General features: G+C 64.1%; 16 protein-coding genes. 9 read left to right on the top strand and 7 right to left on the bottom strand.

Annotated features, from left to right (window positions below; all coding sequences use genetic code 11):
• The first annotated feature begins 13 nt into the window (after nt 1-13).
• Genes ccmA through D9R08_RS06445 form a run of 5 tightly spaced genes read left to right on the top strand, consistent with a single transcriptional unit; the run spans nt 14 to nt 2,823 of the window.
• Complete coding sequence (ccmA, locus tag D9R08_RS06465; protein ID WP_121897189.1) at nt 14-637, top strand: heme ABC exporter ATP-binding protein CcmA; 624 nt, start codon at nt 14-16, stop codon at nt 635-637.
• Nucleotides 634-1,290 (top strand): heme exporter protein CcmB, encoded by a 657-nt coding sequence (ccmB, locus tag D9R08_RS06460; protein ID WP_121897188.1) that lies wholly within the window; start codon nt 634-636, stop codon nt 1,288-1,290. Before ccmA ends, ccmB begins: the two co-directional genes overlap by 4 nt.
• A gap of 56 nt (nt 1,291-1,346) precedes the next feature.
• Nucleotides 1,347-2,075, top strand: coding sequence for a heme ABC transporter permease (locus tag D9R08_RS06455; protein WP_121897187.1), 729 nt, complete (start codon nt 1,347-1,349; stop codon nt 2,073-2,075).
• On the top strand, nt 2,075-2,230 hold the full coding sequence (gene ccmD / locus D9R08_RS06450; protein ID WP_325048866.1) for a heme exporter protein CcmD: 156 nt from the start codon (nt 2,075-2,077) through the stop codon (nt 2,228-2,230). Before D9R08_RS06455 ends, ccmD begins: the two co-directional genes overlap by 1 nt.
• The gene (locus D9R08_RS06445) at nt 2,227-2,823 is read left to right on the top strand and encodes a DsbE family thiol:disulfide interchange protein (RefSeq protein WP_121897186.1); all 597 of its coding nucleotides are present in this window, start codon (nt 2,227-2,229) and stop codon (nt 2,821-2,823) included. The genes ccmD and D9R08_RS06445 overlap by 4 nt, the downstream gene beginning before the upstream one ends.
• Before the next feature lie 356 nt (nt 2,824-3,179).
• On the opposite strand, the gene D9R08_RS06440 is transcribed toward D9R08_RS06445, so the two are convergent.
• From D9R08_RS06440 to D9R08_RS06425, 4 genes are all read right to left on the bottom strand, one after another.
• Nucleotides 3,180-3,677 carry a MarR family winged helix-turn-helix transcriptional regulator gene (locus tag D9R08_RS06440; RefSeq protein WP_121897185.1) on the bottom strand — a complete coding sequence of 166 codons (498 nt, stop codon included), beginning with the start codon at nt 3,675-3,677 and terminating at the stop codon, nt 3,180-3,182.
• 164 nt (nt 3,678-3,841) lie between these two features.
• The gene (locus D9R08_RS06435; RefSeq protein ID WP_147450624.1) at nt 3,842-10,978 is read right to left on the bottom strand and encodes an Ig-like domain-containing protein; all 7,137 of its coding nucleotides are present in this window, start codon (nt 10,976-10,978) and stop codon (nt 3,842-3,844) included.
• Nucleotides 10,979-11,307: 329 nt separating this feature from the next.
• A complete protein-coding gene (locus tag D9R08_RS06430; RefSeq protein WP_233557303.1) occupies nt 11,308-11,577 on the bottom strand; it encodes an FAD assembly factor SdhE in 270 nt (89 codons plus the stop codon).
• Nucleotides 11,574-11,981: a helix-turn-helix domain-containing protein gene (locus D9R08_RS06425; protein ID WP_121897183.1), complete on the bottom strand. Its 408-nt coding sequence runs from the start codon at nt 11,979-11,981 to the stop codon at nt 11,574-11,576. The genes D9R08_RS06430 and D9R08_RS06425 overlap by 4 nt, the downstream gene beginning before the upstream one ends.
• A gap of 176 nt (nt 11,982-12,157) precedes the next feature.
• Between D9R08_RS06425 and D9R08_RS06420 the strand changes: the two genes are divergently transcribed.
• Complete coding sequence (locus D9R08_RS06420) at nt 12,158-13,360, top strand: pyridoxal phosphate-dependent aminotransferase (protein WP_121897182.1); 1,203 nt, start codon at nt 12,158-12,160, stop codon at nt 13,358-13,360.
• A 468-nt stretch (nt 13,361-13,828) separates the two neighbouring features.
• Here D9R08_RS06420 and D9R08_RS06415 read toward each other — a convergent pair whose 3' ends face one another.
• On the bottom strand, nt 13,829-14,734 hold the full coding sequence (locus tag D9R08_RS06415; RefSeq protein ID WP_199709271.1) for a LysR family transcriptional regulator: 906 nt from the start codon (nt 14,732-14,734) through the stop codon (nt 13,829-13,831).
• A 90-nt stretch (nt 14,735-14,824) separates the two neighbouring features.
• On the opposite strand from D9R08_RS06415, the gene D9R08_RS06410 reads away from it, so the two are divergent.
• The 3 genes from D9R08_RS06410 to D9R08_RS06400 all read left to right on the top strand — a co-directional run bounded on the left by D9R08_RS06410 (nt 14,825) and on the right by D9R08_RS06400 (nt 16,955).
• Nucleotides 14,825-15,469 carry a class I SAM-dependent methyltransferase gene (locus tag D9R08_RS06410; RefSeq protein WP_121897180.1) on the top strand — a complete coding sequence of 215 codons (645 nt, stop codon included), beginning with the start codon at nt 14,825-14,827 and terminating at the stop codon, nt 15,467-15,469.
• A gap of 51 nt (nt 15,470-15,520) precedes the next feature.
• Nucleotides 15,521-15,943 (top strand): hypothetical protein, encoded by a 423-nt coding sequence (locus D9R08_RS06405; RefSeq protein WP_121897179.1) that lies wholly within the window; start codon nt 15,521-15,523, stop codon nt 15,941-15,943.
• A gap of 220 nt (nt 15,944-16,163) precedes the next feature.
• Nucleotides 16,164-16,955 carry an endonuclease/exonuclease/phosphatase family protein gene (locus tag D9R08_RS06400; RefSeq protein ID WP_199709270.1) on the top strand — a complete coding sequence of 264 codons (792 nt, stop codon included), beginning with the start codon at nt 16,164-16,166 and terminating at the stop codon, nt 16,953-16,955.
• Nucleotides 16,956-17,109: 154 nt separating this feature from the next.
• On the opposite strand, the gene D9R08_RS06395 is transcribed toward D9R08_RS06400, so the two are convergent.
• Together D9R08_RS06395 and D9R08_RS06390 are read right to left on the bottom strand one after the other, a co-directional pair.
• A complete protein-coding gene (locus D9R08_RS06395; RefSeq protein ID WP_121897177.1) occupies nt 17,110-18,276 on the bottom strand; it encodes a cation:proton antiporter in 1,167 nt (388 codons plus the stop codon).
• A 48-nt stretch (nt 18,277-18,324) separates the two neighbouring features.
• The gene (locus D9R08_RS06390; RefSeq protein ID WP_121897302.1) at nt 18,325-19,464 is read right to left on the bottom strand and encodes a cytochrome c3 family protein; all 1,140 of its coding nucleotides are present in this window, start codon (nt 19,462-19,464) and stop codon (nt 18,325-18,327) included.
• Nucleotides 19,465-19,680 lie beyond the last annotated feature (216 nt).

Raw genomic sequence — 19,680 nt, 5'->3', positions numbered from 1 at the left:
TACGCCTCGACCGATGCATATGACGGTCACCGATCTGGCCTGCGCGCGCGGGTCGCTACAAGTGCTTGCGGGCGTGTCTTTCCCCCTGTCGCCGGGCCAGGCCCTGATCCTGCGCGGACCGAACGGATCAGGGAAAACCACGCTTTTGCGCACCCTTGCGGGTTTGACCCCCCCCCTGTCGGGAAAGATCGTGGCCGAACCGGATGCCATTGCCTATGCCGGCCATGCGGACGGGTTGAAAGCGCAGCTGTCCGTGGCCGAAAACCTGCGGTTCTGGGCCGGGATATTCGGCGGCAGCGGGATCGATGACGCGGTATCCGCCTTCGATCTGGCCGAGTTGCTGGACCGGCCGGCCGGCGAGCTTTCCGCCGGTCAGAAACGTCGCCTGAGCCTGGCGCGGCTGTTGGTCACGGGTCGGGCGATCTGGTGCCTCGACGAACCGACGGTATCGCTGGATGCGTCCAATGTGGCGCGGTTCGCCGCCGCGGTCGGCGCGCATCTGGCCGGCGGCGGCAGTGCGATCATCGCAACCCATATCGACCTCGGCCTGCCGCAGGCCGACATCCTCGACATCTCGCCCTTCGTGGCCAAATCGCTGCCCGTAAGCGACCCGTTCAGCGACGAGGCCTTTGCATGATCGGGCTTTTCAAACGGGATCTGGCGCTGGCGGTGCGCGCAGGCGGCGGGTTCGGGCTGGGCCTTGCCTTCTTTCTGATCGTCACGGTGCTGGTTCCGTTCGGCGTTGGACCGAATACCGGCATCCTGTCGACCATCGCGCCGGGGATCCTCTGGCTGGGTGCGCTTCTGGCCTGCCTTCTGTCCCTCGACCGGGTCTTTCAACTCGATTGGGAGGATGGCTCGCTCGATCTGCTGGCCACATCCCCGCTGCCGCTGGAAAATGTCGCGGCGATCAAGGCGCTGGCGCATTGGGTGACCACCGGTCTTCCGCTGGTCGTTGCGGCACCGATCCTGGGCGTTCTGCTGAACCTGCCCGGCCCGGGCTATGGCTGGCTGATGGCATCGCTGGCCCTTGGGACGCCCGCCCTGTCTGCCATCGGAACCTTCGGCGCGGCGCTGACCGTGGGGCTGAAACGCGGCGGGCTGCTGCTCTCTCTGCTGGTGTTGCCGCTTTATGTGCCGACTCTCATTTTCGGCGCGCTGGTCGTAACCCGGGGCGCGGCCGGTCTTGATGCCACCACTCCGCTGGCGCTGCTCGCAGGCATTACGCTGGCCACCATCGCAACGCTGCCCTTCGCCGCCGCAGCCGCCCTCCGCGTCAATCTGCGCTAGACCTGCGCCCGCTTGACGTATTGTGGGCGCGCGCGGCCCCGCCTAAGTTCGCGTGCATGTCTTTCTGGGAATACGCAAATCCGCGCAAATTCATGGCCACTTCGGCCATGCTGCTGCCATGGGTCGCTACACTCGCCGCGCTCTGCCTGATCACCGGGCTGATCTGGGGCTTCTTCTTCACACCTGACGATTTCCGCCAGGGCTCGACCGTCAAGATCATCTATCTGCATGTTCCGGCGGCGCTGATGGCGATCAATGCATGGCTGATGATGCTGGTCACCTCGCTGATCTGGGTGATCCGGCGACATCATGTCAGCGCGCTGGCGGCCAAGGCGGCCGCACCGGTGGGCATGGTCTTCACACTCATCGCGCTGTTCACCGGCGCGGTCTGGGGCCAGCCCATGTGGGGCACGTGGTGGGAATGGGATCCGCGGCTGACTTCATTTCTGATCCTGTTTCTGTTCTACTTGGGCTACATGGCGCTATGGGAGGCGATCGAGAACCCGGATTCCGCGGCCGATCTCACCTCGGTGCTGTGTCTCGTCGGCTCCGTCTTCGCGATCATCTCGCGCTATGCGCTGGTGTTCTGGAACCAGGGTCTGCATCAGGGGGCAACGCTGTCGCTGGATGCGGAGCAGAACATCTCCGATGTGTTCTGGTACCCGCTTCTGGTCTGCATCGCGGGCTTCGTGTTGCTGTTCGTGGCGCTTGTCCTCTACCGCACACAGACAGAGATACGCGTGCGGCGGCTGAAGGCGTTGATCGCACAGGAAAGGATGGCCTGATGCCGGATCTGGGACAGTATGCCACCGAAGTGCTGACGGCCTATGCCGGATCTCTGGCGCTTCTGATCGCCGTGGTCGTCATGTCGGTCTGGAAAGCGCGGCGGGTTCAACGACGGCTGATGTCGGTCGAACAGCGGCGCGAGAAGTCTTCATGAAGCTCAATTGGCTCATGGTGCTCCCGGTGCTCCTGACCCTGGGGTTTTTCGCGATTGCGGGCGCGCAACTGATGACCAATCGCGACAACCTGCAGCAAGGGGTGGACAGCACGGCTCTCCCCTCCACGCAGGAGGGGCGCACGGCCCCCGATCTGGCGCTTGAGCAACTGGCCGACACGCCGCTTCTGACGCGGGCCGATTTGCAGGGAAATGGCCTCGTCATCCTGAATTTCTGGGCCAGCTGGTGCCCCCCCTGCCGGGCCGAACACCCCACGCTGACCGATCTGGCGGAGGCCGGGAACCCGCTTTTCGGCGTGAATTACCGCGACCGGGTCGATCAGGCACTGAGCTTTCTCGATGAACTGGGTAACCCTTACGACCGGATCGGGCGGGACGACGCCGCGCGCAATGGCCGGGACTGGGGCGTGATCGCGATGCCCGAGACGTTTTTCATCAACAATGACGGCGTCGTGGTGCATCACTTCCGTGGCCCGGTCACCCGGCGGGCGCTGGACAGCCAGATCATCCCGGCACTTGCCGCCGCGGGCTACGAGTTGATCCCGATTCCGGACTCAGTCGCGCCGGGCGGGTAGAAAACGCCTGCCCGGCTGACCATCCCATACGCCAAATGCCGCAGATAACCGCCTCAATGGCATCGAGACGCCTGCTTTTCTGGTTGATGATGTCCAGGCAATACGGCAAACCGCCCGAAAGACCTGCGCCGGTCCGATCTGCGCGCCAAGGCCTGCATCCGATGCAGTCGGCAGATCTCAGCCCGTGACTTCGACACGTCACGAGACAGAAGCCCTGCAGCCACGAAGGAATGGCTTTGGATCACGCTTCGGTAAAGATCCCGTCACTCAGCACACGCGATGGGACCAATGCCGCCAGTATGCGCGCTTTTGCTAGATCGCAAAAGGTGATCGCCCGGAAGCCGGACGGCGGCCCCTCAGTAGATGTAGCGGATCTGATCGGCCCAATACCGCTCCACCCGTTTCAGCGAGTGATTGATCTGATCGATTCCATCGGGGCCGAGAACGCCATGGGCCTGCAACCCGTCGGCATGGCGAGAGAACAGGTCGGCCACGACATCGCGCACATGGCGGCCCTTTTCGGTCAGCCGAACGCGGACCGAACGGCGATCGATCTCGCAGCGCTGGTGGTGCATGTACCCCATCTCAACCAGTTTCTTGAGGTTGTAGGAGACATTCGAGCCCTGATAGTAGCCCCGGGTTTTCAATTCCCCCGCGGTGACCTCGTTATCGCCGATGTTGAACAGCAGGAGCGCCTGCACGGCGTTGATGTCCAGAAGGCCCAGACGCTCGAACTCGTCCTTGATCACGTCAAGCAGCAGGCGATGCAGCCGCTCCACCAAAGACAACGATTCCAGATACCCGGCGATGAAGCCATGGTGGGTCGTCTCCGCAAGGGGGGCGTGCATACTCATTTGTAACTCCGCATATCTGCTCGAACCCAGACTTGCGGGAAAAAAACCAACAATGGGTTAAGAGCCGGACAGATTTGCAGAAGACGGCGAAAATTTGCACATATGGCCGGCGAAATCCCGCCGCAGCCTTCGGCACAGCCGAACACCCCGCGCCATACCGACCGTCAGAACTCCAGTTCGAACCCTGCCTCGATCCCGATGCTGAGACGGCCATCCGCGCTGCCGATGCCGTCGAGATAGGCACGCGCACCCGAGGTCAGCCCCCGCCCGTTGTCGAACATATAGCCCAGATCGATCCGGGCCCGTGCCGTTTCCCCCTCCCGCAAGAACTCCCGCGCCGCGCCCTGCCCCTCCGCCCGGGACCAGATCCCGGACATACCCCAGTTGATCGTCAGATCACCCGCATTCAACGCCACCGGCATTTCGAAATCCACGCCGAGCGACAGTTCGCTCAACCGCACCTCCTGCCTGGGAACGAGCGTGCCGAAGCCGTCCCGGTAGGTCTCCTGCGTGTCGCGGACATGGCTGAAGGTGAGACTGGGCAAGGTGCTCACGCGCGCCCCGTGATAGGCGCCCGTGATGCCCAGCATGGCCAGCCAGCGTTCGCCGTCGAACCGGTCAGCGGCCCCACCCGCATTGCGGATCTCGTTCCGCGTCCGCCCGTAGAGCAGGCGGCCTTCCACATAAAGCGGCTGGCTGCGGAGCTGGGCGGCGAAGTAGGGGCCGATCAACCAGCCCGTCCCGGCAAGGCTCATCCCGCCGGCGGTGGTCATTTCGGCCTGATCGAATTGCAGCATCGCGCCCAGAATGGCCGTTTCACCCAGATCCCAATGGCTGCCGAACACCGCCAGCGCATAGGTGGTGTCCCGCCCGGCATCGTCTTCGCTGCGCGCTCCTTGAAGCGACATCCAGACCGGGCCTCGCCCAGCGGTCCGAAGCGCGAAGTCGGTACGCCCCCGGGTGACGGACGCGGCCATGCGCCCGCCCTGCGGCCCGGTGAGAAAGCCGGTCAGCCCCGGTTGATTGGCGATCAGGTCGCGCGATCTTGCGGCCAGAAACGCCGCGATATCCTCGCGAGGGTCCGGCCCCTCCACCACCTCCGCGCTCAGGGCCATGGCCATCGAGGGCTCGCCTGAGCCGTCATGGGCCGCGCCATTCGGCACCGACAACGACATCACCCCCTGCCCGTCCGGCGTGATCGTCACGCTGAAGATCCTTGGGCCGCCCGAAAACTGGCTGGCAACCGCGTGACCCAGCACGATGTCAGAGGGCTCGAAGCCGTAAACGTCTTCCGAAAAGGTGAAGATCAGAGGCACAGGCTGCCCGCGGCGCAGCGGATCGGACAGCCCGGTGATCTGCAAGGCGGGCCGGGTGCCGTCAGGCCGCATTTCGAAGAGCGCTGACGCAAGGCTGGCGCGGCCCGCCGCATCCACCGCCGCACCCGCAGGCAGAAAGACGGAGTGGTCTGTGATCCGCGCGGTGACCTGAATGGAATAGCTGGCCCCGCTGCCCGCAAGCCCCGCCAGATCGGCGCCGGATGTCTGAAAGTCGCCAAGCGTCAGCCCCGTGACCGGCTCGGAGAACGTCACCGCCAGACTATAGGGCGTGCCCGGCGCCGCCGGTGTACCCGACAGCGTGACACCGGGCGCCGTCAGATCGGCAGGAACCTCGACCGATACGGCCCCGTTTCCGAGCCCGGCCAGATCCACCGCCCCGCCGGCCGTCACGGCAAGCCGGACAGGGCCGTCCGCTTCGGGCGTCACCGTCACCTCGTAGCGGTCATCGCTGCCGGAAAAGCCCGACAGCTGCGCATTGTCGGCGGACAGATCGGCCAGGGTGAAGCCGACGACGGGTTCGCTGAAGCGGATGGTCGCCCGTGCGGCCCCGGTGATCGGGTTCGGCAGCCCCTCAATCGTAACGACAGGGGCATTCAGATCGGCATATGTGTTCAGGCTTGCCGCATCGGTGCCGTTCCCAGCCGCATCCAGCGCGGTATCGGCGAAAAGACTGATCACCACCGGCCCTTCGGACCGGGGCGTGACGCGGGCGGTATAGCTGGCTCCGGCTCCGGCAAAATCGGAGACATCCGCATTCACTGCCGCAATATCGGCAGGCTCGAACCCGTTGACCGGCTCCGAAAAGCCGAAGGTCGCCACGAAGGGCCCGGCCACCACGGGGCCCGCTCCGCTTATGACCACGACCGGGCGGCTGACATCGGCCATGGCGCTGAGATCGGCGGAGGGTCTGTTGGCATGTCCGGCGGCATCCACTGCGGCGGCGGCCCGCACGCGGAGCTTGACCGGGCCATCCCCCTGCGGCGTCAGTGTCACGCTATAGGAAGCGGCCCCTCCCTCCAGAGCGCTGAGTTCGGCATTGCTGACGGCAAGCCCCGCCAGATCGAAGCCGGTTACCTGCTCCTCAAAGCGGATCTGCACGATAACCGGCCCCGTGATCAGATCGGGCAGGCCCGTCAGAACCGCGCCCGGTCCGGAGAGATCGGCCACCGCGCGCATCTCTGCAGACGCGAGGGAGCCGTTGCCCGCCCCGTCGACGGCCGCCCCGGCGGGAAGCCCGATCGCAACCGGGCCGTCCGCGTCCGGCGTGACGGTTGCGCTGTAGCTGGCGCCGCTGCCTACGAACCCGGACAGCCGCGCATTGCTTAGGGCGATGTCGCCCGCGTCGAAGCCGGTCACCGGTTCCGAAAACACGATGTCCACAACCACAGGACCCGTCAGGGTCGGCGGCAGTCCGGTGATGGTCCCGTTCGGCGCAGTCCTGTCGGAGCGGCGTGAAAACCCGGCCGGGGCGAAAGAGAGGTTGCCGGCGGCATCGGTTGCCGCACCGGCGTCGATTTCCAGGCGGATCGGACCATCGCCCGTCGGTGCAAGCACAGCGCCATAAAGCGCACCGCTGCCGGAAAATCCGGACAGGGTCGCGCCGCTCACCTCAAGATCGCCGATATCCAGCCCGCTGACCGGTTCATCGAACCGGATCGCAACCGGGATCGAGGCCGCATTGGTGGGCTCCGGCGCGGTGCTGTCGATCACCACGCCGGGGCCGGTATTGTCGAGCAAGATCTCGCGCTCATCCGCGCCGCGGACGGCAAGCTCGCGCAACGGGTTGCCCGCCAGATCGGCGATATCGCGCGAGGTGGCAAAGCCAAGGGTCACGGCCCCGTTCAGATCCGGAATATCGCCGCCGGAGATCTCGACCTCGTAGATCCGTGCCGACACACGCAGCACATCGACCGTCGCCGGGGTTGCCCCTTGAAAGCTCAGATCGCCTGCATCGACGCCGGTCACATCCTCGTCAAAGGCCACGCGCCAGCGCAGTTGATCGGCATTGCCGGGCAGGCTTGGCGGGGTCAGCCGCACGATGGTGTCGATCCGGGGGCCGCTCAGATCGGGCGCATAGACCCGCGCCAGACTGCGCGCCGCCGACTGATTGCCCGCCTGATCCCGAAAGGCACCCTCGGGCAGCGTCACCGTCACCGGGCCAGGTGCAGCGGGGGCGATCGTGATCGCCAGCGTCAGTGCATCCGTAAGGCTTTGGCCGGTGACCGCCCCGTTGGACAGATCCAGCACCGAGGCGTCGAAGCCCGTCAGCGGCTCATCGCTTTGCATCACCACGCGCAGGTCCCCGGTCGCGAACGGCTCCGGCGTGATGGAGCCGAGGCTGATCACCGGCGGGGTGTGATCCAGGTCAACCCAGTTGTCGGGTGCAGGCAGATGATCGGCCATCCCACCCAGCAACAGGCTGTTCCCGGCGGCGTCGACGATGTGGCGCCCGGGGGCGAAATCCAGCGTCACACGGCCCGTCAACGTGGCCAGATCGCCACCGGAGGCTTCGATCTGATAGATGCTCTCTCCCAGCGCGGTGACGGCCAGCCCGGCGCTGCTGCCCGACAGGACAAAATCTGCCGCATCCACGCCGCTGACGGGTTCGCTGAAGACAAGCTGCCAGCTCAGCCGGTCGGCATTGCTGGGATGGGTGGTGGGAAAGACCCGCGTGATCCCCGCCAGCCGCGGTGTTTCCGGGTCGAAGCGCCGCGACAGGCTGACCGGTCCGGCACTGCCCAACCCGATTTCGTCGCGGAAGGCCCCGGCAGGGATGCTCAGCTCCACCTGCCCCGGCCCGCCCGGCGCGATCCGGATCACGGCGCTCTGTGCATCGGGATAGCTGATATCGCGGAGCGAGCCGTTTGCGATCCGAAGCGCGGGCGCCATGCCGAAATCGAAGACCATCGGTTTGCTGAAGGCCAGGTGCACCAGCATCTCCCCGGTGGCGAATGGGCTCGTGGTCGGCGAGCTGGCGACGATGACGGGCGCGGTGTTGTCCACCTGCCATGCGGCTCCGCCGGGTGCCGCCCCCAGATGGCGCAGAGCTCTGACCGGCATCGCATTGCCGGCCCCGTCACGGATATCTGCACCGGCGGCAAAGCCAAGCGTGACGATGCCCGTCAGCCCTGCCAAATCCCCGCCCGAAACCCGGACTCGCGCCAGATCGGGGCGCACCGGATCGACCGAGCTGATCGAGGCCGTCGTGCCAGCCAAGGTGAAATCCGCCGCGCCAAGACCCGTGACATCCTCGTCGAACACGATCTCCCATGTCAGAACATCCGCGCTCGTGACCGGCTCTGCGGGGCTCAGATATCGGGCCTCGATCTGGGACGGGGCCGTATTGTCAATCCGGACCTCATAACTGCCCGATGGCCGCGCCGGGTCGAGCGGGTTGCCCGCCACATCCGTGATCGCGCCAAGATCCGCCAGATCAAGCGCCACAGTGCCAGCCGGCAGATCGGCCAGATCGCCGCCCGAAAACGTCAGGTGATAGACCCGCGGCTGCACCTGTGGCGTCGCCGTTCGGATCGCCGTGCTTCCGGTCAGCCCGATCACGGCCCCGGCGATCCCGGTGACATCCTCGGAAAAGGTCAGCGACCATGTCAGGCTGTCCGCATTGGTGAGTGCGGGGCCAAGACGGTCGACCGATATCAGGCGCGGCGCAGTCATATCGACCGTTCCGGTCACGGGGTCCGAAACGACATTGCCATTGCCGGTCCCGTCGCGAACCGCATCCCCGTCGACCGACACGCTTACCAGACCCGCCCCGACCGGCGTCGCGGTCGCGGAATAGACCGAGCCCGACAGGGCAGACACCGCGCTTAGCATCAGCACGGGCGATACGGTGATATCCTCTTGTGTGAAACCGCTCACCGGCTCGGAGAATGTGAAGGTCAGCGTCACCGGTCCGCGCAGATACTCGGGCATGCCGGTGATCGTCACGGTTGGAGGGGTCCGGTCGACCGGAAGGCTGACCTCGCTCAGCGCCGCGCTCGGGTTGCCGGCGGCATCCATGGCGACGCCCGCAGCCACGGAGAGGCGCACATCGCTGCCGGGTCCCGCCGTCACCCGCAACTCATAGCGCGCCCCCGCACCGCTGAACTCCGACAGGGTCGCGTTGACGGCGGTGACATCATCGATGTCGAAACCTGTCACCGGTTCGTCGAAATCGATGGTCGCGGTGAAGGCATCCGTGATCTCGCCCGGCAGGCCCGACAGGGTCAGGACCGGGCCGGTATTGTCGATGAGATATCCGTCATCCGCACCGATGGGCGCAAGATCGGCAATCGGTGTCCCGGGCAGATCGGTGATATCGTTCGCCGCCGAAAGGCGCAGGCTGACCGGCCCCTCCAATGTTGCCAGATCCCCACCCGACAGGGTGACGTCATAGCGCCGCGCATCGAGCGCTGTGACCGCAACCGCGGCCGTTGTGCCCTCCGCCACGAAATCCGCCGCGTCCAGCTTTGCGATATCCTCGTCGAACACCACCCGCCATGTCAGACGGTCCGCGTTTGTCCGCGCCTCGGCCGGTGTGGCCCGGGTGGTCGAGGCCAGCCGCGGCGCCCGACGGTCCGAGGTGATCTGCACCGCCGCCGCTGCATTTCCGTTTCCCGCCGCGTCTCGGACAGCGCCTGCCGCGATCTCGGCGCGGATCGGGCCATCTGCCACCGGAACCAGATCGAAGCCATAGCTCGTTCCCGTCCCCTGAAACCCCTCGACCGTTGCTCCGGTGACGGAGATATCTCCACCGGTCAGGTCGGCAACGCCCGCCTCGCTCAGGCTGACGGTCACGGGGATCCGTGCCGCATTGCTCGGGTCGCTGACCGGGCTTGAAAGCGTGACGCCCGGAGCCGTCCGATCGGAAATCACCGAGAACTCCGGCGCGGGCAGATTGCCCAGCCCGGCCGCATCCGTCGCCCGGTCCGCCGGCAGCGTCACGCGCAGCAGCCCGTCACCCGCGGGCAGCAGACGGGCGGCGTAACGATCGGCGCTGCCGGTGAAATCCGAAATTGTACCGCCGCTGATCACCAGATCGCCGGCCACGAACCCGGTGACCGGCTCAGTAAAGCGGATCTCCAGCGGGATGGCGGCAAGTGCGCTCGCATCGCGCGCGTCGCTCAGGATCGTGACGCCGGGCGGGGACGTGTCGAGCGTATAACCGGGCGCGTTCGTTCCGGTGGGCGTGAGGTCCGTCAGCGGGTTGCCCGCCGCATCCGCGATATCCTGGGTTGAGGCGAATTCCAGTGCAACTGGGCCATTCATGCCATCCAGATCGCCGCCCGCGGCGGTGACCCGGTAGATCCTGTCGGAAATCGCGCTGACCGACAGGCCCGCCGAACTGGCGCTCAGGCTGAAATCGCTCGCGTCAAGATTGCGCACATCCTCGTCGAAGCTGATCTGCCAGGTCAGCGGCCCCGAGGAGACCAGCGTTTCGGCCGGATCGTGGCGTTCGAGCGAGAGGACCCGGGGGGCGGTGGTGTCGGTCGCACCGGCGGAGGGCTCGAAACTCGTGGCCCGAAGCGTGGCGCTCTTGCTCTGGCCCGTGCCCGCCACAAGGCTCTCCACCGGGATCGTGATCTCCACCGTGTCGCGGGTGTAGCGGGCCGTGCAGCGATGGGCGTCTCCGGCCAGGGGCATGTCATAGGCCAGAAGATAGAAACTGCCTCTGGAACTGCTGATCTGAACCGGCGTGACCCCGGCGCAGGTGAAACCGGCGGCGGTTACGTCGGCGGGCCTGATCCGCAATGTGATCCGGTAGATGTCGTCGCGGGCGGCGAAGGTCTCAAGGCTGATCAGGATCCCGTCGGAAGGGAGGGAAAAGCTGGTGTCGCAGACCCCGGTGCCCAGATCGATGCGCTGCGCAACCGCGCTTCCCGCCGTGTTGGCCGAGGCGGACGGGCATGTCAGGCTTTGCGCCTGCGCGTGGGCAAAGGGCGCCAGACAGGCCAGAGCCAAAAGCACCAGAAACCCCGCGCGGGCCCGGCTGCACACCGCAAGGATAGCCCGGTGCCGCAGCCGCCACGAAAGGTTCGGTTCACTCGTTACTCTCTGAGGGCACGGGTCCGACAGCCCGTTTCTTCTCCCCATCCTGTCCCCAAGACGCTTAACCAACTGTTAAACAATCGTAAGAAACTGTTAATAAAGGATTAAAAGCGCCTGTTTTTCGGGCAGGAAGAGTGCAGGATCTGGGAAGTGGATCGGCGGGCTCGCCTCTTTCGGCCCACGTACCGGCGTCGCGGGTGGCGGGCCGTCCCGGTCAACGCGGCAGCGACGGGCCTGGCCTCACGGTCTCAGGCGCCGCCGCTGCGCACCGTGCCGGCCAATGTGCCGATAAAAGCGGCATAGGCCTCAGGCACCGCGGATTGGCCCGTAACCCATTGATAAAGATCGTGATCTGCCTCCGCCAGAACTGCTTCGAACAGGTCCAGCTCAGCGTCGGAGGCCGTTGGCAGATGCGCCGCGGCCCAACCGCCAAGGATCAGATCCATCTCCTTGATGCCCCGGTGCTCGGCACGTATTTTCAGACGCTTGATCCGGATATCGCGTGGTTCAGTCGTCACACCCGCCCCTCCGACAGGGCGATCCTCAAGCGCTTCTCCAGCCGCCCGAGCTTCTCCGCGATCTGGGATTGCTGGCTGCGCAGGGTCCGCATCTCGCTCAGCATCTCTTCGACGCCGGTCGGCAGAACCTCTTCTCGGTCGGGACCGTCCAGACCTTCGCCCTGCCCGGTCAGAAGCCACATGATCGACACGTTCAGCAGCCCTGCCACCATCTGCAACTTGTTGGCACGTGGCTCGCTCTGGTCGTTTTCCCAGGCCTTGACGGTCTTGGGTTTGATACCCAGACGCCGCGCCAACTCATCCTGACCCAGTCCTGCCGCCTCGCGCGCGCCGGCGAGGCGGTCGCCGAAGGTTGCAGTGTCTTCGTCAAACCAGCTTGATCCGAGTATGGCCTCTTGGGTCATGGGGTCTCCTGTTACGGTGTTGCAATCGGGATTTCGCGCCGATCCTGCGCCGGACATACGCGCGACTGCGCCTATCAAGACTTGATCGAGACGCGGCGCGACCCTAAGCATGGCCCTGCCCGTTGTAAACCGGATCGCCTGACGCAGGCGCGGTCCACGCTCCCCGGAGACCAGATATGCCCCTACTTTCCGAAACCCTGTCTCGTGTGAAACCCTCACCGACCATCGCGGTGTCGAACCTGGCCGCCGAGCTGAAGGCCGCCGGAAAGGACGTGATCGGTCTGGGCGCGGGCGAGCCGGATTTCGACACGCCGGAAAACATCAAGGCCGCCGCCAAGGACGCCATCGACGCGGGCAAGACCAAATATACCGCCGTCGACGGCATCGCGGAGCTGAAACAGGCGATCTGCGCCAAGTTCAAGCGCGACAACGGGCTGGATTACACGCCCGCGCAGGTCACCGTCGGGACCGGCGGCAAGCAGATCCTCTACAATGCGCTGATGGCGACGCTGAACCCCGGCGACGAGGTGGTGATCCCGGCCCCCTATTGGGTCAGCTACCCCGATATGGTGCTGCTGGCAGGCGGCGAACCGGTGATCGCCGAGGCGCAGGCGCAGACCGCGTATAAACTGACCCCCGAACAGCTTGAGGCCGCGATCACGCCCAAGACCAAATGGTTCATTTTCAACTCACCCTCGAACCCCACCGGTGCGGGTTATAGTGCGGAGGAATTGAAGGGCCTGACCGATGTTCTGATGCGTCATCCACATGTCTGGGTGATGACCGACGACATGTATGAACATCTGGTCTATGACGATTTCGAATTTGCGACACCGGCGCAGGTAGAGCCGGGTCTCTACGACCGCACGCTCACCTGCAACGGCGTCTCCAAGGCCTATGCGATGACGGGATGGCGCATCGGATATGCGGCAGGCCCGGAAGAGCTGATCAAGGCCATGCGCAAGATCCAGTCTCAATCCACCTCCAACCCATGTTCGATCAGCCAGTGGGCCGCGGTCGAGGCATTGAACGGGACGCAGGATTACATCCCCGCGAACAACGCCATCTTCAAACGCCGTCGCGATCTGGTGGTGGAGATGCTGAACGCCGCAGACGGGATAGACTGCGCCGTGCCGGAAGGTGCGTTCTACGTCTATCCGTCGATTGCGGGGTGCATGGGCAAGACCACCCCTGCCGGAACGGTGATCGACAGTGACGAGACCTTTGCCAGGGCCTTGCTGGAGGAGAAGGGCGTGGCTGTCGTCTTCGGCGGCGCATTCGGTCTCAGCCCGAACTTCCGCGTGTCCTATGCCACATCTGACGAGAACCTGAAAAACGCCTGCACCCGCATTCAGGAGTTTTGCGCGTCCTTAACCTGATCTCCGAACGGATCGGCGGACAGGAAGATCCTTTTTGGGAGCAGATTATCTGATCCCAAAATGGAATGCGCTATATGAGAGGCATTGGCAGATCTGTCCTTCAGGCGGCCTGCACAAAAAGATATGCTCGCTTGGTGCGCGATATTGGAATGTGGCTGGAACTCGTCGAGCAGGCCCGATCGGCCTGAGATGCATATGTGCGCGCCGCGTTTCCCAATGAGTATCTTTGGGTGAAATCTCTGGCAGTTTCCGCTGTCTACGCCCGGTTCTGCAGTTGAGGCGCAGGTTTGGTATCGGGCGCAGGCCAGGTCGTGGCAAAGGCATTGAAAACATGACGGATATTCGTGTCATAGAAACAGCGAATGGCCACAGTTGGACTTTCAAGCTGCACTAGGGATACGAGAACAAGCAAAGGCATGAGATCCGGTGTTGCACCGGATGGTACGCAACACCCGCCGCGCGAAGCCGTCACCGCAGGGCGCCCTTGTCACCGATCATCTCCGCCAACAGATCGAAAACCAGCCTGATCCGCCTGCTGGTGTGCAACTCGCGGTGAGTGGTCAGCCAGTTCGGCACAGGGATCGGCAGGAAACCAGGCGGATCGATCCTCTCGACCTCGGGGCTCAGTTCTGCCACCCAGTTCGACATTATGCCAATCCCAAGACCCTGCTTGACCAGTTCCCAGCAGGTAACCGTGTTGGCCGACAGCAGCGGGAAATTCGCCGGCGTCAGCGTCAGACCGTGCTGATGCAGGATCTCGATCATCAGTTCGACCCGGTCCATACCGATAAAGGCCGCATCGGCGAGATCGCTCACTGTGCGCGGTCGCCCGAAGCGTGCCAGATAGGCCGGGGCGGCATACAGATGCGCAGGGGTATCCGGCAGTTTCAGGGCCACTAGATCCGGCTCTGTCGGGCGGATATGACGGATCGCGATATCCGCCTCGCGGCGGCGCAGATCGCTCAGCGCATTGGAGGTGACGATCTCCACCGTGATATCAGGCGCCCGGTTTCGCAGCTCGGCCAGAACCCGGGGCAGTAGATAGGCCGCCGTGGCGTCACTGGCCGAGATCTTCACTTTCCCCGCGATCTGCTGGCTATGGCCGGTCGCGGCCAGCGAAATCCGCGTGGCGGCCTCCCCCATCTCGCGGACATGTTCGAGCAGATCCACGCCCGAGGGGGTCAGGGTCAGGCTTTTGCCCACCCGGTCGAACAAGGTCACGCCCAAAGCGGCCTCCAGCGCACTAACCTGCCGGCCAAGGGTCGGCTGCGCCTGGCCCAGGGCGCGGGACGCCGCCGAAAGAGAGCCCTCCTCCACCGTGGCCAGAAACGCCCGCACCTGGTTCCAATCGAAAGAGACAGATCGCCAGTCCATGCAAAAACGCATATATTGAATGCCGAAATATGCAATTTCTTTTATGGACCCGGTTCGCTAGCTGCAGGCTCAAGCAAGGAGACCTCGCAGATGATACCTCAATCGACCTTCTGGGATCGCACCGCGGCCCGCTACGCCAGATCGCCCATCCGGAACATGGGCGCCTATGAACAGACAATGGCCCGCACCCGCAGCTACCTGAACGCTGATGACCGGGTGTTCGAGATGGGCGCCGGCACGTCCTCCACCGCCCTCCTTCTCGCCCCGCTGGTGCGGCACTACACATCAAGCGATATCTCCGCAGAGATGGTGGCGATCGGCCGGGATAAGGCGCGGGATGCCGGGATCGGAAACCTTGACGTGGTGCAGGCGGAAGTCGGCGGACATCGCGCAGAGACCGATCCCTATGATTTGGTTCTTGCCTATAACCTGCTGCATCTGCTGCCCGACCCCGGCGCCGCCGCCCGGCAGGCCCATGCGATGCTCAGGCCCGGCGGGCTGTTCATCTCGAAAACCACCTGCCTGGCAGGTCAGCTCTATCTGCGCCCCCTGATTGCCGCGATGCAGTTTTTCGGCAAGGCACCTTATGTCAACTTCCTCGGCGCCGATACGCTGGAGGCGACCGTCAAGGACGCCGGTTTCGACATCATCGAGGCTGACAATCACCCCGCCGGCAAGCGGAACCGGTTTCTCGTGGCCCGCAAAACCCAGGCAGATCGTCGTATTGGACTTTGACATTGCCCCCACTCTGGCTAATTAAGGCAAAACGAGGGCACGAAAGCGACGATGTCAGATTTACCGGAGTTCTACTTTCGCATTCGGGAGAATGGCGCAGCCGTGTTTCGGATTGATACCGAAAACCGTCAGCGCCGGATCGAAATGCAGGAAATCGCCATGGCGAATATCCGCAATGGCGCGATCAAACCCCATGGCGATCGCATGCTGACCGAAGAAGAAGAAGCCGTGATCTTGGAGTGGATGGCCGAACGGCGTGAGGTGCTCGCAGATCGCGATATAGACGATATCCATCGCGCCATAGACTATCTGAACCTGACTACCCACTGGGTGCAATCCAGCGCCTCGGAAGAGGATCTGGAGGATGTCACCGACCGGCTGTTGCTGGCCATGCACGATCTGCGCAACGTCCTCGTTCGCAAGAAGGCCGACCGCCTGATGAAAGCCGACGACGCGGAGCAGCGCACCGGCTGAGCCTCGACATCGGTGGCGCCGCCGGCTGACCTGGGCCCGACAGAGCATTTCGACGCCTTTGCCAAATGAAAGCCCGGGTCGTTGCCACATATCGCCCGGCCCTGAGATCCATCAGACAGACCGTGTAGATCATCGACGCAGCACTGGTCGAAATTCGGGTCATCTGCCAGTGTTCGATTAGAGGATTGAGCGCTGGAGTTGAGGTTCTGTTTTGAAAATCATGTGCCTGAATGGATGGGGCGGAAAGCTCTACAAGGAGTTGCTTCCCTACCTTCGCGATACATCTCCCGACATCCTTTGTCTTCAGGAAGTGGTGCATAGCCCCGCGTCAGACAAAGACTGGCTGACGTACCGGGACGGCGACCATGTGTTGCCGCAGCGCGCGAATTTCTTCCTGGACGTCCATCATGCCCTTCCGGATCATGTGGCGGTTTTCTGCCCGGCGGCGCAGGGCGTCCTCTGGGACGGCGATCAGCCGATACCTTCGCAATGGGGGTTGGCGACCTTCGTTCATCGTTCATTGCCGGTCATCGGTCAGGTGCAGGGATTTGTGCATAAGGACTACTCCCCTGCGGGTTACGGGGAGCATCCACGCTCACGGGTCGCGCATGGGGTTCGGGTCTACGATTACGCGGGTGAGAGGTCGATAAGTGTAACGCATATGCACGGGCTTCGCGATCTGAACGGCAAGATGGACACGCCGGAACGTTCGGAACAGGCGCGCAGGCTGCTCGCCCAGTCCTGCCATGTGTCGGAGGCGGGCGACCTCAGAGTGATTTGCGGCGATTTCAATGTCGAGCCGGGAAGCGAAACGCTTCGGATCCTGAACGACGCGGGCTTTTCGGAACTCGTGACGGGGCGGGGTTTCGTAAGCACCAGAAACTCGCACTACACGAAACCCGGGAAATTCGCGGACTACATGCTTATCGACCGTGAAGAGGCCGTGCGCGCTTTCGACGTGGTCCGCGACCCCGAGGTGTCGGATCACTGTCCTCTCCTGCTCGATCTCTGACGGCAGATCGAACGCGGTCGTTCAGCCAAGGCCGGCAGACGGCATCGTGACACCGGAAAGCGTTGCGCCTCGGTTCGGAGCGTCTCACCCAGGGGCGGCACGCCGCATTGGCTGACCGCTTTGAAGAAACCGCGCCACTGCTCCCCCCTTAGGTTCAGCGGGCAGCAGTGGCGCGGTCGGTGCGGCGGATCGCGGCGAGCGTGACGGGCGGGCCGATGATCTCGAAGATAACAGTCGCGGCAATCGTCAGCGTCATGATCGTCGCGCCCCACTCCGGCACGGTCTCGGCTGCGAGAAGCGCCATGCCGACGGCGACGCCCGCCTGGGGCAGCAGGGCCGGGCCGTAGAGATGGACCTCCGGCTTCGGAACGCGGCCCAGCCTCGCGCCGATTTCCCCGCTGATCAGGCGCGCGACGATCCTGAGGCCCACATAGGCGGCGGTGATCCAGCCAAGCGACAAGAGCGCCTCCAGTTCAAGCGAGGCCCCTGCCAGCAGAAAGAACAACAGCATGAAAGGCAGCTCGATCCGTTCGATCTCGTTGAAGGCGTAGTCATGATGCCGGGCAAGATTGGCGATCATCGCGCCTGCGGTCATGCCGGCGATGAGAAACGACACATCCAGCCAGAGCGCCAGCCCCGCGGTCAGGAAAACGACGCCAAACGCCTCGATCTGAAGGGGTTCACCGGGCTTCAGCCGACCGGAAAGAAAAGCCGCAGGAGCGCCGATGACAAGGCCCAGCAGCACGGCGCCGCCAATATCGTGGACCGCGATCGCCAGAGGGGCGGACCAGCCATCGGATTGATGGATGAATGCAAGGCAGACGCTGAAGACGATCAGCCCCCAGATATCGTCGATGGCCACAATGCCGCCGATGGTCTCGGTGAAGCCGTTGCGCACGCCGGACTGATGGATCACGTCGGTGATGGCCGCGGGCGCGGTGGCGGTGGCGATCGCGCCCAGGAGCAGGGCGAGACCCGGCTCGAGGCCAATGGCCACAAGCCCCGCCCAGACAATCGCGGTCGTGCCGAAAACGATCAGCACCGATATCGCGAAGATCGCACGGCCATGGCGTGCCATGTTATCGCGGGTCAGATCCGCGCCAAGCAGGAACGCGACCATGGTCAGGGCCACGACCGAAATCGGTTCGAACCAGTTTTCGATGCCGTCGGGCAGAAACCCGAGCCCCGAGGGGCCCACCAGAAGCCCGAGCAAGAGAAGCAGCGTCACCCTGGGAAGGGGCGTCTTGCCGCCCAGATGATCGGCGGCAAGTCCGCAGAGGAAGAGCGCCCCGAGTGTCGCCAGGAATAATGACTGCTCCATGCCGCGGGGCCCGCTTCTGGCTTATGCGCTCGCCGGCGCCTTCGAACCCTAGCGCAACAGCTGGAGATCTTCCATGTCGATACCCAGCGGCGCGCTCAGATCCATGATCGAATCGTAGAGAAGCTCAAGCGAATACTGCGGATTGTGGGCATAGTTGCCGGGATCGGCTGTCACGAGCTTCCAGTTGAAAGCCGTGCGCAGGCTTCTGGGCGTCCATGACTGATAGGCAACCGGACTGCCCTCGGCCGTATCGATGACGCCGTCCCCGTTCGCATCGGAAAAGAAGTACGGAAAGCGCGTGCCGTCATAGATGACCGGCGCCCCGACGACCTCATCGCTGTAGTCCCGGATCATCCCCAGCAGGGTGTCGGCATTTCTTTCGATATCCGAAGAGATTCCCACCGATGTATCGCCGCTGCCATCATAGCTTTGCCGGGCGATGCGGATGTCTTCCGGGCGGTCGGCCAGGTGGCAGGTCAGACAGGGTTCGAATTCGACTTCGAGCGTGTGCGGTTCATGGCAGGAATTGCAGCTGGCAACGGGGCGGGCGTGAAAGAACCGGCCGGAATAGTCCTGCCCGTCATAATGATATCCCGCGGCCCCATAGCCGCCGAGCCATGTGGCCGCCGCCGTGGCGTAATGCGGATTGATGAAACGAAGCTCACTGTTGGGTTCGTCATCCGCAAGGCCCGAGGTCGCTTCCGCCACGTCGATGCCGGCGCTGCGCCCCTGATGACATGTCAGGCAGGACGCCTCGACACCGGTCACCGGATGGACAAGCCCGCTCGGGAAGGTGATTTCGGTAATGTCGGCCAGTCCGGCATTGTGACAGGTCCCGCAGTCGACGACGCCTCCGACATTGATCGGCCCGTCGACAACTCCCGCAGGGGTTCCGTCGAGGCCGTGGAAATCCCGGAATCCCTCCCCGGAGTGGCAGGTGGCGCAGGCGGCCCGGATCTCGCCATCGTCATCCCAATGGCTGAACGCGTCGGATGCCGCATTGGCGTGGGAGGATCTGAACCAGTCCGAAATCGCCTGATCGTTGTCGATCTCGATTTCGGCGGGTGTGAAGGGGCCGGACTGGGGCAGAGCGAAGGGGATGGCCTCCTCCTCCTCGCCGCTTGCGGTGCCCGGGTCTGTCTGGGTCAGGACCGGGCCGGCAAGGAAGATTGCGGTAAGCCCCGCCATCAGGACCATCGGAATCGATGAAGCAGAGGACGGCAACGGCATGATCAATCTCCTGTGCGTGGATCTCGCTGAATTCGGCCACTATATTGCGCCCACTGCACCGCCCACATTGATCTAGCTCATGTTTGGCGCCAAACGCTCTTGCTAACCTCGGCGCCTAGATCGTCACGGCAGGTCCAGAATACGCTGCCGGGCGAAAGCGCAATCAATCGGGGG

Source organism: Rhodophyticola porphyridii (genome assembly GCF_003688285.1).
Lineage (GTDB): Bacteria > Pseudomonadota > Alphaproteobacteria > Rhodobacterales > Rhodobacteraceae > Rhodophyticola > Rhodophyticola porphyridii.
Note: the sequence above shows the minus strand (reverse complement) of the source record. Positions and strands in the feature narration are given on the sequence as shown.

Excerpts from the sequence above, each read along its gene's own strand:
- ccmA (WP_121897189.1), top strand. The coding sequence starts at position 14 with ATGCATATGACGGTCACCGATCTGGCCTGCGCGCGCGGGTCGCTACAA.
- ccmB (WP_121897188.1), top strand. The coding sequence starts at position 634 with ATGATCGGGCTTTTCAAACGGGATCTGGCGCTGGCGGTGCGCGCAGGC.
- D9R08_RS06455 (WP_121897187.1), top strand. The coding sequence starts at position 1,347 with ATGTCTTTCTGGGAATACGCAAATCCGCGCAAATTCATGGCCACTTCG.
- ccmD (WP_325048866.1), top strand. The coding sequence starts at position 2,075 with ATGCCGGATCTGGGACAGTATGCCACCGAAGTGCTGACGGCCTATGCC.
- D9R08_RS06445 (WP_121897186.1), top strand. The coding sequence starts at position 2,227 with ATGAAGCTCAATTGGCTCATGGTGCTCCCGGTGCTCCTGACCCTGGGG.
- D9R08_RS06440 (WP_121897185.1), bottom strand. The coding sequence starts at position 3,677 with ATGAGTATGCACGCCCCCCTTGCGGAGACGACCCACCATGGCTTCATC.
- D9R08_RS06425 (WP_121897183.1), bottom strand. The coding sequence starts at position 11,981 with ATGACCCAAGAGGCCATACTCGGATCAAGCTGGTTTGACGAAGACACT.
- D9R08_RS06420 (WP_121897182.1), top strand. The coding sequence starts at position 12,158 with ATGCCCCTACTTTCCGAAACCCTGTCTCGTGTGAAACCCTCACCGACC.
- D9R08_RS06415 (WP_199709271.1), bottom strand. The coding sequence starts at position 14,734 with ATGGACTGGCGATCTGTCTCTTTCGATTGGAACCAGGTGCGGGCGTTT.
- D9R08_RS06410 (WP_121897180.1), top strand. The coding sequence starts at position 14,825 with ATGATACCTCAATCGACCTTCTGGGATCGCACCGCGGCCCGCTACGCC.
- D9R08_RS06405 (WP_121897179.1), top strand. The coding sequence starts at position 15,521 with ATGTCAGATTTACCGGAGTTCTACTTTCGCATTCGGGAGAATGGCGCA.
- D9R08_RS06400 (WP_199709270.1), top strand. The coding sequence starts at position 16,164 with ATGTGCCTGAATGGATGGGGCGGAAAGCTCTACAAGGAGTTGCTTCCC.
- D9R08_RS06395 (WP_121897177.1), bottom strand. The coding sequence starts at position 18,276 with ATGGAGCAGTCATTATTCCTGGCGACACTCGGGGCGCTCTTCCTCTGC.
- D9R08_RS06390 (WP_121897302.1), bottom strand. The coding sequence starts at position 19,464 with ATGGCGGGGCTTACCGCAATCTTCCTTGCCGGCCCGGTCCTGACCCAG.